We start from the raw sequence: 15470 nt of genomic DNA, 5'->3' as shown, positions 1-15470 counted from the left end.
AAAGTTTCTCAGGCAAATTAATAAGGAAACCATATCTTCTCGCGCTAGCCAAACTATCTACCTCAACTTGACAAAGCCGTCGCATGCGTGGTTTTCGAGACCCAAAACGTACCCAAGAATTTCTTTTGTGCTTCGGGCCAATCCGGCAACATTTCGCGCTCAAGCGGCATCTGCTGCGCGCTTCACCGTATCGCAAACAGCTTGCAGCAAGGTTCGTTGACTGGCGCAAAATCACCCAACTCGCCCAAGATCCGTCGACCGGTTTCTAAACGATCACCACACCTGCCGGCTTTTCGTCTCACGCTCGGCAAGTTGACAACACCCATTGTTGTCGAGCGGAGCAATCTCCGCTAGCGCGCGGCCGGTGTCGAGTTTCGCTGCGGCGACCGTTCGCCACTTCGCGTGACGGCTGTGCCGCCCTACCCCTGCTTCCACCGTTTCACGATGTCCGTCTCGACGTCGAACAGGTCGAGCAGCCGCCCGACGGTATGGTCGACGATATGCTCGATTGACTGCGGGCGCGAATAGAACGCCGGGACAAGCGGCGCAACGACCGCACCCATGTCGGACAGTTGCAGCAGCGTACGCAGATGGCCGCTGTGCAGCGGCGTCTCACGCACGCCGAGCACAAGCCGGCGCCGCTCCTTCAGCACCACGTCGGCCGCGCGGCTCATCAGCGTGCCCGTTACTCCCGTCGCGATCTCGCTCATGGTCCTCACCGAACACGGCACGATCAGCATGCCCATGGTCCGAAAAGACCCTGAAGAAATCGCCGCGCCGATATCCCCGGCGGAGTACCAGACCGAAGCCAGCGCCCGTACGTCGGCGGGCTTGAAGTCGGTTTCGCAGGTCATCGTCAGTTCCGCGGCCTTGCTGAGAACGAGATGCGTCTCGATGCCCCCCTGCTTGAGCACTTCGAGTGCACGGATTCCGTATGCAATTCCCGACGCCCCCGTAATACCGACGATCATACGTCTCGCTGCTCCGTTGTTCATCGTTGTCCCATTCTAGAAACGCGTGTGCAGGCCGATACGAAACACCGCCTGGTTCGGCCCGCTCGATGGCGCAGTGGGTCCGAGCAGCCCGTTGATATTCGCCCGCGTCCCGTCGTTCGCGCGCTGCCACGTGCCCAGCGCATAGACCGAGGTGCGCTTGGACAGCGCATAGTCGGCAATTCCGGCCACTTGATTGGCGTGCTGGTCGCTCAGCGCGGCGTTGCCCTTCATGTACATGTAGCTCAGACCCAGCGACCACGCCGGCGTGATGTGATACATCGCGCCGGCAGAATACGCCGCGGCGGCGGTGCCGTTCGCGACGTTGCGCACCGTCGTGATCAGAGCTGTCATGAATACTGGCCCCCACGTATAGCGCGAGCCGAGCGCCGCGTTGCGGATCGACACGTCCGGCGCGCCCGCGGTACCCACGTGCTTGGTGTTCGTATAGGCCGCGTCGGCAGCGAAGGTGCCCTGCTGGTAGCTCACCAGAAAGCTCGATGCGTTGCCCGCGCCGATCGAACCCGCGACGTTGCCAAACCCGTACATCGCGCCGAGCCGGAAACCGCCCAGCGACGGTGTTACGTACCTCACCGAGTTGGAGATCGGCGTGCCCGTCAGGCGAGCCCAGTCGAAACTACCCGATGGGTTGCCAGGAATGGCGAGTTTTGTAAATATGCCGCCGGGATACATATAGAGGTGGCCGGAGATTTCAGCTGGCGAATCCGCCACCATGTCGCGCATAAAATCGTACTGCTGCCCGAGCGTCATGGTGCCGTAGCGGTCGTTTTCGAGGCCGAGGTAAGCCGATTTCGACCAGAGGTCTTGGCCGGAGAGAATCGACCCGGTGCCGACGACGAACTGGTCCCGCAACAGGAAGATCGTTTTCCATCCGCCACCGAGATCCTCGGTTCCGGTAATGCCCCACAAGTTAGGCGAGTTCTGCCCGTCCTTGAATTGAACCGACGAGTGCCCACCCAAGTTGCTTATGTAGGTCAATCCCACATCCATCAACCCATATATCGTCACGCTGCTTTGGGCGCTCGCATGAGTCGAAACCGCTGCGAATGCTGCCCCGCAAGCGGCCCAAATCCATTTCCTTTTCAATTGATGTCTCCATTTGCTGTATTATTTCACCCCGTAATGGGGTGTCGTGCTATTTTGATTACGCACTTTTTTCAACTGTCCTACTTATTTCGCATTGCGAATTAATATCGACCGAACGGCGGCACCGGCATGAGCCCCGCGACAGCGGGCACGCAAAACACATTCAAAGACGGGTGGAGCAGCGCCGGCAACGCAAGCGGCACGTCGTACGTCGGGTAGTACGCGACACCCGGCAGCGCTTCGCGCCGTTCGGCGCCGCCCTGACTGTGTCGAGTGCACCGGCCGTCATTGCGTGGCCGTTCCGTCGACACGATACCAATCGAGCATGCGCAGCAACGGTTCATCCGACACGCGCAACAGCAGCGCATCGCTACTGGCGTCGAGGCGGTATTCGTACCAGCTCGGTAGCGCGAGCATGTCTCCAGTGCGCCAATGGAATTCACGCCCGGCAACCCGCGTCACCCCTTCGCCTTCTATCACTGTGAAGATCCGGTTGGCCGTGCTGCGCGCGCAGCTCCATTGCGTACCGGCGGCAAGATGCAGCACCACCCGGTCGAAAGTCACGAGTTGTGGCGGCCCGAGTTCGAGTGTGCGCACGCCCGGCGCTATCTCGGCCGATTCGAGAAGCCGCGGCCGGTACTCGGCGTAAGCGAACCGCATCGGCGAACGCGCGTCGACGCGCTCGGCCCTTTCGAGCGTGTCGGGATGGACCTCGAAGAACATCGGACCGAGATGCTGGACGAGCGGCGCGTCGAGAAAATCGATCCAGTAGCCCTCTTGGTCCGATTCGCTGAGATGGCCGTGATAACAGCCATTCGGCGTCAGCAGGATATCCCCGGCCAGCATCGGAATCTTCACGCCGTCGACGACCGTGTACATGTTCGGCGCGCCCTCGAGCACGATGCGCATGGCGTTGGGCGTATGCCGGTGGCTGCGCGCCGCTTCATGCCCCTTGATCATCTGGTACGCGCCGACGAGCGTGCGCACCGTCGCGTAATCGTTGCCCGGAATCGGATTGGCCATGATCAGATTGCGGCGCTCGGCCCATTCGGTGCCGACAAGGCGCCCTGCGGCATGCAACGCGGCTCGCGCATCGCGATAGCGCCAATGCGCGGGCACGAACACCTGCTTAGGCTGCGGATACAGCGAAGGCGTCGGCTTGGCCCATCCGTTCTTCATCTGCACATGTTCGAGCAGTTCGTGCAGTGCGGGCAGATCCTGCGCTGAAGCGAAATCGACTTCGGCGTGTTCGGTTTGCGACATCGGAATCATCCTTTGGGTTGAAAGCGGAAGGCGGCCCGCGCGGTTCGATCGACGGGGACTCACAGCGCATCGACCGGCACTGCCGCAGCGACCGGCCGCTGCTCGATCACGTAGCAGATCAGGGTTTGGCTCTGCTCTCCGTGAATTCGCACTGCAAATTTCAATCTGTGGAGCAAATTATATCGATTCCGTTTGACGTGTCAATTCGTTTGAGTGAAATCCCCTACGCATCAATTGAACAAAGCGCGGCCGATGCAGGGGCCGGCGCGGCCTCGACGGTGCGCGGAAAAGTCGAATTCACCTTGCGAGTAAGCTATCCTCTATGTGAATATCTGATTTGCCCGCGCCGGGCACACGACAGGCTTGCCGCGGCACGTTTTTTTCATCGAAGTTCCATGGGAAGCCCATGAGCCAACAAATCCTGATCGAATCGCGCGGTCCGCCACTGCAAATCACCGCCGCCGCGATAACAAGCATCGACGCCAAGCGCGACGTCGAGGCGCGGGCTGCCTATAATTCGGCACCATAAAAAAGACATGCCACCGAAGGTGGTCACCCGTGCCGCACTCCGCCATCGACGAGCGGCCTGCGCTCGACAAGGTTCGCGCATAACAGGATTGCCAAATTGACAGAACGAAAACCAGCCAAAAAAACAACCGCCAAGACGAAGAGCGACGTCGCCCCGGAAAAAGACCGCCAGTTTGTGACCGCGTTGGCGAGAGGTCTCGACGTGCTGCGCTGCTTCACACGCACGACGCCGGCGTTAGGCACCGCCGATATTGCGCGTCTGACCGGCCTCGCGCAGCCGACCGTGTGGCGGCTTTGCTACACGCTGATCCAGGAAGGCTATCTGGTGCAGACCGACCGCGGCGGCAGGCTGCGCCCGGGCATTTCCGTGCTCGGCCTGGGGCAGGCGGCGATCGCCAGCATGCCGATCGCCGAACTCGCGCGTGCCGACATGCAGGAACTCGCGAGCCGCTATCAATGCGCCGTCTCTCTCGGCATGCGCGACGGGCATTACATGGTGTACACGCAGCGCATGCAGGGCTCGCAGATCATCCTGCGCGATCTCGAAGTCGGCTCCCGTGTGCCGCTGTCATCGTCGGCGACCGGCTGGGCCTATCTTGCCGGCTTGCCCGAAGACGAGCGCGAGAAGGTCTTCAAGGAGCTTCAGGAACTCGACAAGAAGCGCTGGCCGACCCTGCTGCCCAAAATCAAGCAATCGATCGCCCAGTACAAGCGCACGGGCTATATCGTCAACAAGGGGTCGCTGCACGCGCAGATCAATGCGGTCGCGGTGCCGATCCTGTCGCCGGACGGCAACGTGCTGCTATCGCTCAGCGCGGGCGGCATCAGTGTCGTGTTCGACGACGAAACGCTCGCCAAGGTCGGCAATGAACTGAAGCGGCTCGCCGTGCGATTTGCGTCGGCGATGGACGCGATGAAATGAGCGCCGGCGTTTCGCCCGGGCGTCGACACCAGCACCGCGGCGGCCGGCCTGGCCGTGCCGCCGCGGTGCTTCATTGCTGTGCCGCGAGCTCGCTGACGGTGTCGTTAAAGCGTTGAAAAAAGACGGCGACTAACTTGTTCGCCACCGACGCAACGAGCCGCGCGCCGATCTGCGCGAGCTTGCCGCCGACTTCCGCGTCGGCAACATACGACAGTACCGTCTCCTCGCCGGCATCACTGAGCGCCACCTCGGCGTTCATCTTGCCGAAGCCGGCGATCCCGCCCTCGCCTTGGCCGGCGATCCGGTATCCCTCCGGCTCGACCCGGTTGGACAGCTTCAGGTTGCCCTTGAAGTTCGCCTTGACCGGACCGACCGAAACGGTGACCGTCGCGAGAAACTCATCGTCGCTTGCCGCGGTGAACGACTGGCAACCCGGCACGCAGTTCTGCAGCACCTCCGGGTCGTTCAGGCATTTCCACACAAGGCTACGCGGCGCCTTGATCGTTTGTGATCCCTTGAAATCCATGTCGGGCTCCTGCCTCAGGAAAATTGCCTAGCGGACGTCCAGCGTCATTTCTCCGACGTGGTCGATGGCGATGCGCATACGATCGCCCGGTTGGACAGGGCCGACGCCGGCCGGCGTGCCGGCCGCGATGATGTCGCCGGGATACAGCGTGGCGACACGAGAGATCAGCTCGATCATGCCGGGAATATCGACGATGAGATCCTTCGTGTTCGAGTCCTGCCGCAGTTCATCGTTGACCCACAGGCGGGTCTGCAGATTGCCCGGGTCCGGCACCTCGTCCGCGGTGACGATCCACGGTCCAAACGGGCAAAATGTGTCGTACGACTTGCGCATCACGCGTTCTTCCTTGCCGCGCACCACCATGTCGATCAGGCATGCATAGCCGAAAATGTGCTTGTACGCGTCCGCGCGGCTCACGTTGCGGCCGCCCTTGCCGATCACGATGCCGAGTTCGCACTCGTGATGAATTTCGCGGCCGGGAAGATCGGGCAGCACGACGGCGTCGTTTGGACCCGAGAGCGACGAATTGGCCTTGAGAAAAAATCCATTCAGGTCGGCGCGATTGACCGACTTCATTTCGGCGCCGTGCGCGACGTAGTTAACCGGCAGCGCGAGCAGCTTGTTCGGCCATTCGATCGGCACGAGCAGACGCACGGCAGCGAAATCGATGCGGCGAGTCTTCGGATGGTCGAGCACGGCCGGCGCCGACTCGCACAACTGGCGGATCACCTGCACCATCTGCACCGGCGGCCACATTTTCGTGTCGATGCCCAGCGCGTCGGTAATGTCGAAGCTTTCCTGACCGGATTGCATGCCAATCCGGCCGTCGTCAAAGCGAAACAGTTTCATCGTTCTTCCTTCGTCTTTCCAGAAATCGTTGCGAGAAGCGCGGCCGGGTCGGTCGGAAGCGCGTCGCCGCGCCATGCGACGTGTCCGTCGGGACGCACCAGCACGTGGCGCTTTTCATAGAGCGCGGCCACGGCCGGTTCGTCGAGCGTGTGCAATGCGAGTGGCACGCGGGCCTCGCGCGCCGCGTCGGCGAAGCGCTGCAGCCCATCGTCGGCGATAAAGCTCACCAGCACATAGCCGCGGCCGAACAGGTCGAGCGTCGAGCGGCCGTCGGCGAGCCACGCATGCGGGGCGCGGCAGCCGGGGCGCGTCGTGGCCCGGTAATTGACGCCGTCGTTGTACTCGGCGGCGATCTGCTCGCGGTCCTCGTACTCCGGATAGACGCAGACCGGCGAGTCGACATAGCGGTTGCCGAGATGCATGTTCAGCGAGAACCACTCGCGTTTCAGGCCCTCGCCGAGGGCTTCACCCACACTGCGCCGCTCGGCCTCGCCGATCGCGCTGTCTTCCTCGAGCCGGCTGCTGTTGGCCACCCGCTTCATCGTTTCAAGGTTGCCGGTCGAAAAGCGCGTGATGCGCTCGGCGATCGGCTTGCGCTCCGTCTCGTAGGCATCGAACAGGGCCGGTCCGCCCCACCCTTGCAGCGCGGCGTCGAGCTTCCACGACAAGTCGACTGCATCGCCAATCCCGGTGTTCATGCCGAGGCCGCCGGTCGGCGAGGTCAGATGGCAGGCATCGCCGCAGATGAACACGCGCCCGCGGCGGTAGCGCTCGGCGACCAGCTCCTCGCGGGTCCAGTTCAGCACGCTGAGGATCTCCGGCTCGAATGAACGCCCCAGCGCCCGACAGGCGAAGCGTTTCAGTTCATCGTGGGTATAGCGCGTGCGCTCGTCTGCGTTGCCGACGATCGACATGCGCCAGCAGTCATTGCCATTGATCGCAACGATGGTCGCCCAGACACCCGTGCCGTCGACGAACATATACCGGTAGCCTGGCGCCTTGTCGTGCAGGCGGTTCAATTCCGGACAACGGAAGATCATGTTGGTCGTGTAGGTCAGCACGCCCTTGCCTTTCATGCCGATGCCGAGCTGCTCGCGCACGCTGCTCCTGCCGCCGTCGCAGCCCACCAGGTATCGCGCGCGGATTCCGAACGCGTGGTTGTCGGACTGCCGCACGATTTTCGCGGTCACGCCGTCGCCGTCTTCATCGAACGAAACATATTCGTGCTGGTAGAGCAACCGTATGCCCGGCTGAGCCTCGGCGAAGTTCCGCAGGATCGGATCGAACATGTTCTGCGGGCAGCGCTCGCGTTTCTGCGGACTCTCGGGAGGCGGCAGCTCTGCCCGCATCGACGGCATCGCCTGGCGGCCCAGCTCGTAGCCATTGAGGGTCGTCAGATAGACGTTGTCCTGCGGATAGTCGCGATCGTAGGGGCTTGCCTCCACGTCGCCGACGATTCCCCAACGGCGGCAGAACTCCATCGTACGGATTCCGACGAGGTCCATCTTCGGCTGGAAGACCGAGCCGTCACCGCGATCGACGACGATGCATTGGCGGCCTCGCGAGCCGAGGTCGCCGGCCAGCGCCAGTCCGACCGGTCCGGCGCCAATCACCAAAATTTCGCATTCCAATAAGTCTGGTTTGGCTGTCATGTGTGTTTGATTTGTCATTGCGTCGGCTTCGCCTGTTGCCCGACTGGCGAATGCCGTTATCTGAGCCGGGGTTGTTTGCCTGCGCTAACCGCGTTTGCGGCCTGACAGGCGACGAACATCCTTCCTCTTAACTGGGCAATCGCACATACATTTCGCGATCCTTATCGTCACCGGTGATCCTCCTTAAAGATGGCGTGCATTAATTCATAAGCCGTGGTCGCGGCAGGGAGCAGCCGTGCCGCGTGCCGCTTTCAGCACGTAACGCCCCTTGTCGCCCCGGCTCATGACGTCGTTGTTTTCGCTTACGTTTATTTGCTGTGCGAATATCTATTTGCAAATAGTCTATCGGTGACTCTTTACGCTGTCAACACGTCGCGGAGCGGTCTGGCAACGACCCATTATCTGGATGCAACGGAATTGGGATAGCGTCGCTCGCAATGCTCGCAATGCCGCACGCAGCGAGTCCGCGATGGCGACTCCACCTCCCATTGACAGTGCCGCCCCCTCGCCCGTACTATTTGCTATGCGTTTTGTTATCCGCTTTGCAAATTAACACGACGCGACAAGGCAACCTGAGACTTAACAGCGACGAACAATAGCGGCGGCCTTGGCGGAGCTTCAATCGTTCCGCTGCCAGTTGGGTTCTGGGTTATTCCAATGACGTCGCACTTCGGAGGAGCACATGCCTCGCATTACCCTAACGGTGAACGGACAGCCGTCATCGGCTGAGGTCGAGGGCAGAACATTGCTGGTCGAGCTGCTGCGCGACAAGCTCGGTCTAACCGGCACGCATGTCGGATGCGATACCAGTCAATGTGGCTGCTGTGTCGTGCAGCTGGACGGCAAATCGATCAAGTCGTGCACGTTCCTGGCCGTTCAGGCCGATGGCGCCACGATTACGACCATCGAGGGGCTGAGCGCGCCGGACGGTACGCTGCATCCGATGCAGGAGATGTTTCGCAAGCACCACGCGTTGCAGTGTGGATTCTGTACGCCTGGCATGATGATGAGCGCGATCAACCTGGTGGAAACTCATCCGGATGGCCTCACGACGAAGCAGATCCGCCATGCGATGGAGGGCAATCTTTGCCGCTGCACCGGGTATCACAACATCGTCAGAGCGGTCGAGGCCGCGTGGCCGCTGATGCACGCTGACGCGGCGCGGGCCGCGAAATAGCCGGAGGCAGATGATATGTACGACTTCGAATATGTGAAGCCATCCGCGCTCGAAGAGGCGGTCAGAATTCTGTCGGAAGACGACGCGGCCAAGGCGATCGCCGGCGGCATGACCTTCATCCCCGTGCTGAAGCAGCGCTTCAGCCAACCCTCCGTCGTGGTGGATCTTAGCGGCCTTGGCCTGTCCTACATCCGCCGCGAAGATGACACGCTAGTAATCGGCGCGATGACGCCGCACGGCGTGGTGGCGGCCTCGCCGATCGTCCAGCAAGCCATTCCGGCCCTCGCTTATCTCGCCGGCCATATCGGCGATCGCCAGGTGCGATACCGCGGCACCATCAGCGGTTCTCTGGCCAACAACGATCCTTCTGCGTGCTACCCGTCCGCCGTGCTCGCGCTGGATGCCATTATCAAAACCGACCGGCGCGAGATTGCCGCCGACGATTATTTCCAGGGCATGTTCACCACCGCGCTCGAACCGGGCGAATTGATCACCGAGATCCGGTTACCGGTGGCGGAGTGCGCCGCGTATGTGAAATTCCCGAACCCGGCATCGCGCTACGCGACGGTCGGCGTATTCGTGGCGAAAACGGCGGCAGGTGTACGCGTTGCCGTGACCGGCGCCGGCCAGGATGGCGTCTTTCGCCATCGCGCCTTTGAGGAAGCGCTAGACAAATCGTTCAGCTCGTCATCCCTCGACGGGATCGAGACCCCGGTCGACATGATGAACAGCGACATTCACTCGGGCGCGGCCTATCGCGCGCATCTCGTTGGTGTGATTGCGAGACGCGCCGTCGATATCGCAAGCGCCTAAGGTGACTTCGTAGCGTCCTTGCGGTGGGCTTCACGAACGCCCTTAAGGGCCGCTCCGCGAGGCCGACCCACACGTCAGGATGCGCCCGTGAAACCCAGCGTTTTGCGCAGCATCGTCAGCGTTTCCGCGCCCGCCTCGACGGCAGCTTCCGGATGATGCCGGTCGGTTCGCGCCGGATTGAAGAAGCCATGCTTCGCCTCCGGATAGAGGCGCACATCCACCCGCGGGTTAGGCCTCGAAGCCGCTTCGATCCGGTCGACGAGCGTGATCGGTATTTGTGCGTCCTGCCCGCCGAAATGAAGCATGAGACGCGATTTAGCCGCCGCGATCTCGTCAACGTAATCGCTCAGTTGCACGCCGTAGAAGGAGACGCCGCCATCGATCTCGCCCCGCGCACCCAGCAGCGTTGCGAGCTTGCCGCCGATGCAGAAGCCGATGGCGCCGACCCGGTGCTGTTCGCCGGACCGCTGCTTCAACCTGGCGATCAGCCGGCCAATGTCGGCGAGACCCAGCTCAGTATCGAAATCGCGCATGATCTGTGCGGCCCGGCCGCGGTCCGGCTCGACATAGCCGAGCGAGATGCGCGGCTCGACGCGCCAGAACAGGTCTGGGATCAGCACCTCGAAACCTTCACGGGCAAGCATCCCGCCGACGTCGCGCATCGCCTCGTTCACGCCGAAAATTTCGTGCAGCACGATGACGGTCGGCGCCGCCGCCTCGCCCGCCGCCGCGATGCGGTAAGCCTGCATGCCGAAATCATCCGTGCCCGGCAGCGCAATCCATTCGCTCTGCACGATTTATTCTCCTTCCTTGTTTGCATCATGCTTGCCGCTGCAGCAGCTGCAGGTCGCCGCGCCGGCAAGCTTGACGCGATTGGTCCAGTATTCCCATGCCCGGGTATAGGCGGGAGAGTCGACGGGGGTCTTGAGGCGCACGGCGATTTCGCCCGGCGACAAAGGCTTTATCTCGCCGCCGAGGCTCAGTGCCGCCAGCATCACGCGAGCGTTGAGTGGAAGGTAGATAGCAGACTTCACCGCTTCGACCAGTGTGCGGCCGACGACAGTGAAGCCGTGCCCTCGCATCAGCGTGACGCTGTTATCGGCCAGCGTGCGCGCAAGGTCGTTCGCCTGTGCGATGCTTTCGACCAGAATGTTCGTGTCGCCGAAGTTGTCGCGGATGTCCCAGACTGGCACGTGCTCACCGATACCCGACGCGGTGTTGAGCACTGGCTGCAACGGCCGGGTGCTGATAGTGAAAGGCAGCACGTCGGCGGCGTGACTATGGATGACGGCATGCACGTCGGGCCGGGCCGCATAGACGCCCGCATGAATGAAGCGCTCGAGATACGGCTTCTTGCCGCCGGGCACGACCGGTTCGCCGTCGAAGCCGAATTCGAGAATGTCGTCGGCCTTAACGAATTCGGGGCTGCGCGAGCAGGAGAGCAGGAAGCGCTGAGGATTCTCCGGGTGCCGGATGCTGACATGACCGTAAGCATCCACGATGTTTTCATTGGCGAGAATGTGATTAGCCATCACCAGGTCCTGTATCGCCGCGTTCAGTACATTCATAGGTTGTCCTCTTAATTTGCATTGCAAATATAAAAACGCACAGCAAATAGTACGGTGAGGCCGGCTCCGCTGTCAACGGCATGCCGCCGGTGCTTACCTACAATCTGCATGACGCACATGCATGACCCGCAGCGTGACCCGCGAAACATTAGTTTCGCGTTGACAGTCTCAAGGCACGTCCTTAAAATTCACTATGCGCATCACATTTCGCTTAGCGAATTACAGATGTCAGGTCGACTGTGGCAGGTTTTAGCCGCAGCGGATTAACAAAGCCGATAAAACGCACGCATCTGAATGCAGCGTAAGGAGACACGGCATGGCTGACCCGATCAACGTCGTCGAGATCATTGACGGTCAAAAAATCAGCTGGTTGCAGATACGCGTCGCCCTGTTGGGCGCCATCACGTTGATGCTCGACGGTTTCGACAACCAGATGATTGGATATGTAGCGCCCGCCCTGAAGTCGGCGTGGCATCTCGGTGCCGGCGCGCTTGGTCCGGTATTCAGCGCCGGCGTATTCGGCGTCGGCCTCGGTAGCATCCTTATCGGTCCGTTCGGCGATCGCTACGGCCGGGTGAAGACCCTGCTGTTCACCGTGCTGTGCTTCGCCGTGTTCTCTCTTCTGCTGGCCCAGTCAACCACCATCTCCGAACTCGCGGTGCTGCGTTTCTGCATCGGCCTCATGCTCGGCGCGGTGATTCCGCTCGTGGTCGTGCTCTGCAATGAATACGCGCCGCTCAGGCATCGTGCCAAGATGGTCACCATCATGACTTGCGGCTATGCGGTCGGCGCCGCGTCGGGCGGATTCCTCTCCCTTCATATGGTGCCGCGTTTTGGCTGGAGCTCGGTTTTTTACGTGGGCGCGGCGCTGCCGCTGCTGCTTGGCCTTGCGCTACGGCTCTGGATGCCCGAATCGATCCGCTTCCTCACGCTGCGCAACGATACGGCGCGCGTCGCCGCCATCATGCGCAAGATCGCCCCCTCGCTGGCTTTCCCCGCCGACGCGCACTTTATGATGTTGACGACCGGCCGCGACACCGGAAAGAATGGCGCCTTCTCACATGTGCGGGAGCTGTTCACGGAAAACCGCACCCGTATCACGCTGTTGCTGTGGACTTGCCTGTTCATGAACCTGGTCGTACTGAATTTCATGAACAACTGGCTGCCGAGCCTGGTGGTCCAGACCGGCTTGCCAGTGCCGCAGGCGCTGCGCACGGCCACCATGCTGCAATTCGGCGGCTTCATCGGCATAGCGCTGATGGGGATTTTCGCCGACCGGTTCGGCTACTACAAAGTTCTGGCGACCGTCTTCGCGATGGGCTGCGCCGGGATCGCGCTGATCAGCCGGGCGGGCACGTCGCAAATCGGCCTGATGGTCACCATCTTTCTCGGCGGCTTCGCCGTGATCGGGTCGCAGATGACGCTCGGCGCGCTGTCCGCGACGCTTTATCCCACCCGTATCCGCGCAACCGGGTCCAGCTGGGCGTTCGGTGTTGCCCGCCTGCTGTCGGTGATCGGTCCGTTCCTGGGCGGCCTGATGATCGCCAACCACTGGCCGCTCGCCACCATCTTCTATTGTGCGGCCCTGCCGATGCTGTTCGCGATGGCGGCCGTGCTGCTGATGATGCGCACCCCGCAGCCGCCGAGCACCCGGCAGGATGCGCGAATCCAGACGAGCCGAGGATTGTCGTGAACCAGTCTCAGCCACCCCATGACGGCATCGGCCAACCGGTACCGCGCCGCGAAGATCTGCGGCTGGTACAGGGTCAAGGTTGCTATAGCAACGACCTCAACCTGCCCGGCCAGGCCCATGCCTATTTCATTCGTTCTCCTCATGCCCATGCGCGGATTGAGTCGATCGACGCGTCAGCCGCGCTGGCGCTCGACGGGGTCATCGCCGTTCTGACCGGCAAGGATGTCGAGGCGGATGGATTGAAGTCGCTGCCGCACCGGCCGGTGCTGGGACACGAGGCGGACGTCAAACTCTCCAATACCGACGGCTCGGCGAAGTTCATTTCGCCCCATCTGCCGCTGCCGGCAGACCGGGCGCGCTTCGTCGGTGAGGCGGTGGCGATCGTTGTCGCCGAGACGGTGACGATCGCCAAAGATGCCGCCGAACTCGTCGCTATCGATTACGAGGCGCTGACCGCGGTGACCGCCACGCTGGCGGCCGCCGCGCCGGACGCGCCGCGCGTGTGGGATGAGCACGCCAATATCGCCCTCGATGCCCGGATCGGCGATACCGAGGCAACGGATGCCGCCTTCGCCCGCGCCGCCCATGTCACCTCGATCAAGACGTGGATTCAGCGGCTGACCGGCGTGCCCATGGAGCCGCGCGCCGCCCTCGGCAGCCACGATGCGCAGACGGGCCGCTATACGCTGTTCGCCGGCAGCGGCAACGTGGTCCGGCAGAAGCGGGAACTCGCCCACATTCTCGGTATCGAGGAATCGATGGTGCGCGTGGTCGCGCGCGACGTCGGGGGTAATTTCGGCACCCGCAATGCGTTCTACCCGGAGTTCGCCGTGCTAGCCTGGGCCTCGCGGCGCATCGGGCGACCGGTGCACTGGAACTGCGAGCGCCAGGAGGCGTTCCTGAGCGACTATCAGGGACGCGATCTTTATGTCGAGGCGGAGCTGGCGCTCGACGAGGATGGGCGGTTCCTCGCGATGCGCGGCTACAACCTGAGCAACGTCGGCGCCCACACGGTTTCCTTCGTACCGCTGACCAAAGGCATCGGCCTGATGAGCAGTGTCTACGACATACCGTGCGCCAGTTTTCGCGGGTGCGCGGTCAACAGCAACACGCCGTCGACCAACTCCTACCGCAGCGCCGGCCGCCCGGAGGCGATGTTCGTCATGGAACGGCTGATCGACATGGCCGCATGCGAGCACGGCTTCGATCGGGTCGAACTGCGCCGGCGCAATCTGATCCAGCCGGACCGCTTCCCGTACGCCAATCCGCTCGGCCTGACCTATGACAGCGGTGCGTATCCGCAGGTCATGGAGCGCGCGCTGGAACTTGGCAACTGGCACACGTTCCCGCAACGCCGGACCGAAGCGCGCCGGCGCGGCAAATATCGCGGCATCGGCGTGGCCAACTACGTCGAAATCACCTCCGGCATGCCGCGCGAACGCGCCGAAGTCACGGTGCTGCCGAGCGAGCGTGTCGACGTGGTGATCGGCACGCTGTCGAGCGGCCAGGGTCACGAGACGAGCTTCGCCCAGTTGATCGTGGAATGGTTCAAGGTGCCCATCGGCCAGGTGCGCATCGTCACCGGCGACACCGACATCGTGCAGGGCGGCGGCGGCTCCCATTCCGGGCGCTCGATGCGTCTGGCCGGCATCGTGATCGGCAAGGCCAGCGAGGCGTTGCTCGGCCAGGCGACGCGCATCGCCGCCCATCTGCTGAAACTGGATAGTCCCGCCGCCGTGCGGTTCGAGAACGGCCGCTTCGGCGCGCCCGGCACCCCGGCTACTTTTGACATCTTCGAGATCGCCGCCGCGGCCGCCGACCCCGCCGCGCTGCTGCCCGACGATGTGCGCGGCCCGCTCGCCGCCGTATCCGACGAGACCGTGCAGGTTGCCGGCTACCCGTTCGGCAGCCATGTCTGCGAGGTCGAGGTGGATGCCGATACGGGCACGGTCGAGCTGATCGATTACATCGCTGTCGACGACGTGGGGCAGGCCATCAATCCATTGATCCTGCACGGCCAGGCCCACGGCGGCATCGCTCAGGGCATCGGCCAGGCGCTTCTGGAACGCTGCTACTACGAGGACGGCAGCGGCCAGTTGCTGTCGGGCTCCTTCATGGATTACGCGATTCCGCGCGCCTCCGACCTGCCCGACTTCATCACGGAGATCAGCGAAACGCCCTCGCCGACCAATCCGCTCGGCGTGCGCGCCGGCGGCGAAGGTGGCACGACGCCGGCGCTCGGGGTGGTCATCAACGCCCTCGTCGACGCGCTGGCCGAGTTTGGCGTGACGCATATCGACATGCCGGCGACACCCGAGCGGGTGTGGCAGGCGATTCAGGATGCGCGCCAGCGCGGCCATACCCCAGACTAACGAGAGCC

General features: G+C 62.6%; 15 protein-coding genes and 1 pseudogene. 8 read left to right on the top strand and 8 right to left on the bottom strand.

Translation table 11 applies throughout. The annotated features are described in order from the left end of the window. Positions 1-71: 71 nt before the first annotated feature. Positions 72-269, top strand: a pseudogene (locus P0D80_RS40690) (IS6 family transposase); the annotation flags it as partial. A 150-nt stretch (positions 270-419) separates the two neighbouring features. On the opposite strand, the gene P0D80_RS40685 reads toward P0D80_RS40690, so the two are convergent. The 3 genes from P0D80_RS40685 to P0D80_RS40675 form a co-directional block, all read right to left on the bottom strand. Further along, positions 420-971 (bottom strand): UbiX family flavin prenyltransferase, encoded by a 552-nt coding sequence (locus P0D80_RS40685; protein ID WP_408292179.1) that lies wholly within the window; start codon positions 969-971, stop codon positions 420-422. 36 nt (positions 972-1007) lie between these two features. Continuing rightward, complete coding sequence (locus P0D80_RS40680; protein ID WP_408292177.1) at positions 1008-2099, bottom strand: porin; 1092 nt, start codon at positions 2097-2099, stop codon at positions 1008-1010. A gap of 285 nt (positions 2100-2384) precedes the next feature. Continuing rightward, positions 2385-3362: a cupin domain-containing protein gene (locus P0D80_RS40675; protein ID WP_408292175.1), complete on the bottom strand. Its 978-nt coding sequence runs from the start codon at positions 3360-3362 to the stop codon at positions 2385-2387. A gap of 17 nt (positions 3363-3379) precedes the next feature. Between P0D80_RS40675 and P0D80_RS40670 the strand changes: the two genes are divergently transcribed. The 3 genes from P0D80_RS40670 (at position 3380) to P0D80_RS40660 (ending at position 4812) form a co-directional block, all read left to right on the top strand. Next, the gene (locus tag P0D80_RS40670) at positions 3380-3772 is read left to right on the top strand and encodes a hypothetical protein (RefSeq protein WP_408292173.1); all 393 of its coding nucleotides are present in this window, start codon (positions 3380-3382) and stop codon (positions 3770-3772) included. Further along, on the top strand, positions 3769-3891 hold the full coding sequence (locus tag P0D80_RS40665) for a hypothetical protein (RefSeq protein ID WP_408292171.1): 123 nt from the start codon (positions 3769-3771) through the stop codon (positions 3889-3891). Before P0D80_RS40670 ends, P0D80_RS40665 begins: the two co-directional genes overlap by 4 nt. A 96-nt stretch (positions 3892-3987) precedes the next feature. Continuing rightward, entirely contained in the window at positions 3988-4812 is an 825-nt protein-coding gene (locus P0D80_RS40660) for an IclR family transcriptional regulator (RefSeq protein ID WP_408292169.1), read from the top strand. A 70-nt stretch (positions 4813-4882) separates the two neighbouring features. Here P0D80_RS40660 and P0D80_RS40655 read toward each other — a convergent pair whose 3' ends face one another. Genes P0D80_RS40655 through P0D80_RS40645 form a run of 3 tightly spaced genes read right to left on the bottom strand, consistent with a single transcriptional unit; the run spans position 4883 to position 7839 of the window. After that, a complete protein-coding gene (locus tag P0D80_RS40655; protein ID WP_408292167.1) occupies positions 4883-5338 on the bottom strand; it encodes an SRPBCC family protein in 456 nt (151 codons plus the stop codon). 27 nt (positions 5339-5365) lie between these two features. Continuing rightward, positions 5366-6187, bottom strand: a complete 822-nt coding sequence (locus P0D80_RS40650) for a fumarylacetoacetate hydrolase family protein (RefSeq protein ID WP_408292165.1) — start codon at positions 6185-6187, stop codon at positions 5366-5368. Then, a complete protein-coding gene (locus P0D80_RS40645) occupies positions 6184-7839 on the bottom strand; it encodes an FAD-dependent oxidoreductase (protein ID WP_408292163.1) in 1656 nt (551 codons plus the stop codon). The genes P0D80_RS40650 and P0D80_RS40645 overlap by 4 nt, the downstream gene beginning before the upstream one ends. Before the next feature lie 682 nt (positions 7840-8521). Between P0D80_RS40645 and P0D80_RS40640 the strand changes: the two genes are divergently transcribed. Both P0D80_RS40640 and P0D80_RS40635 read left to right on the top strand, forming a co-directional pair. Continuing rightward, the gene (locus tag P0D80_RS40640; RefSeq protein WP_408292161.1) at positions 8522-9016 is read left to right on the top strand and encodes a (2Fe-2S)-binding protein; all 495 of its coding nucleotides are present in this window, start codon (positions 8522-8524) and stop codon (positions 9014-9016) included. Positions 9017-9031: 15 nt separating this feature from the next. Then, positions 9032-9829 (top strand): FAD binding domain-containing protein, encoded by a 798-nt coding sequence (locus tag P0D80_RS40635; RefSeq protein ID WP_408292159.1) that lies wholly within the window; start codon positions 9032-9034, stop codon positions 9827-9829. 74 nt (positions 9830-9903) lie between these two features. Here the strand turns inward: P0D80_RS40635 and P0D80_RS40630 are convergent, their stop codons facing one another. Further along, positions 9904-10623 (bottom strand): dienelactone hydrolase family protein, encoded by a 720-nt coding sequence (locus P0D80_RS40630; protein ID WP_408292157.1) that lies wholly within the window; start codon positions 10621-10623, stop codon positions 9904-9906. Between the two features lie 3 nt (positions 10624-10626). Beyond that, complete coding sequence (locus P0D80_RS40625; RefSeq protein WP_408292155.1) at positions 10627-11397, bottom strand: class II aldolase/adducin family protein; 771 nt, start codon at positions 11395-11397, stop codon at positions 10627-10629. A 316-nt stretch (positions 11398-11713) separates the two neighbouring features. On the opposite strand from P0D80_RS40625, the gene P0D80_RS40620 reads away from it, so the two are divergent. Further along, complete coding sequence (locus P0D80_RS40620; protein WP_408292153.1) at positions 11714-13090, top strand: MFS transporter; 1377 nt, start codon at positions 11714-11716, stop codon at positions 13088-13090. Then, complete coding sequence (locus P0D80_RS40615; RefSeq protein ID WP_408292151.1) at positions 13087-15462, top strand: xanthine dehydrogenase family protein molybdopterin-binding subunit; 2376 nt, start codon at positions 13087-13089, stop codon at positions 15460-15462. Before P0D80_RS40620 ends, P0D80_RS40615 begins: the two co-directional genes overlap by 4 nt. Positions 15463-15470 lie beyond the last annotated feature (8 nt).

Origin of the sequence: Paraburkholderia sp. RL17-373-BIF-A, assembly GCF_046030175.1 — a bacterium.
Lineage (GTDB): Bacteria > Pseudomonadota > Gammaproteobacteria > Burkholderiales > Burkholderiaceae > Paraburkholderia.
Note: the sequence above shows the minus strand (reverse complement) of the source record. Positions and strands in the feature narration are given on the sequence as shown.

Bases quoted from the DNA above. Each gene is read 5' to 3' on its own strand.
- P0D80_RS40685 (WP_408292179.1), bottom strand. From the start codon at position 971: ATGATCGTCGGTATTACGGGGGCGTCGGGAATTGCATACGGAATCCGT.
- P0D80_RS40675 (WP_408292175.1), bottom strand. From the start codon at position 3,362: ATGTCGCAAACCGAACACGCCGAAGTCGATTTCGCTTCAGCGCAGGAT.
- P0D80_RS40665 (WP_408292171.1), top strand. From the start codon at position 3,769: ATGAGCCAACAAATCCTGATCGAATCGCGCGGTCCGCCACTGCAAATC.
- P0D80_RS40655 (WP_408292167.1), bottom strand. From the start codon at position 5,338: ATGGATTTCAAGGGATCACAAACGATCAAGGCGCCGCGTAGCCTTGTG.
- P0D80_RS40650 (WP_408292165.1), bottom strand. From the start codon at position 6,187: ATGAAACTGTTTCGCTTTGACGACGGCCGGATTGGCATGCAATCCGGT.
- P0D80_RS40645 (WP_408292163.1), bottom strand. From the start codon at position 7,839: ATGACAGCCAAACCAGACTTATTGGAATGCGAAATTTTGGTGATTGGC.
- P0D80_RS40640 (WP_408292161.1), top strand. From the start codon at position 8,522: ATGCCTCGCATTACCCTAACGGTGAACGGACAGCCGTCATCGGCTGAG.
- P0D80_RS40635 (WP_408292159.1), top strand. From the start codon at position 9,032: ATGTACGACTTCGAATATGTGAAGCCATCCGCGCTCGAAGAGGCGGTC.
- P0D80_RS40625 (WP_408292155.1), bottom strand. From the start codon at position 11,397: ATGAATGTACTGAACGCGGCGATACAGGACCTGGTGATGGCTAATCAC.
- P0D80_RS40620 (WP_408292153.1), top strand. From the start codon at position 11,714: ATGGCTGACCCGATCAACGTCGTCGAGATCATTGACGGTCAAAAAATC.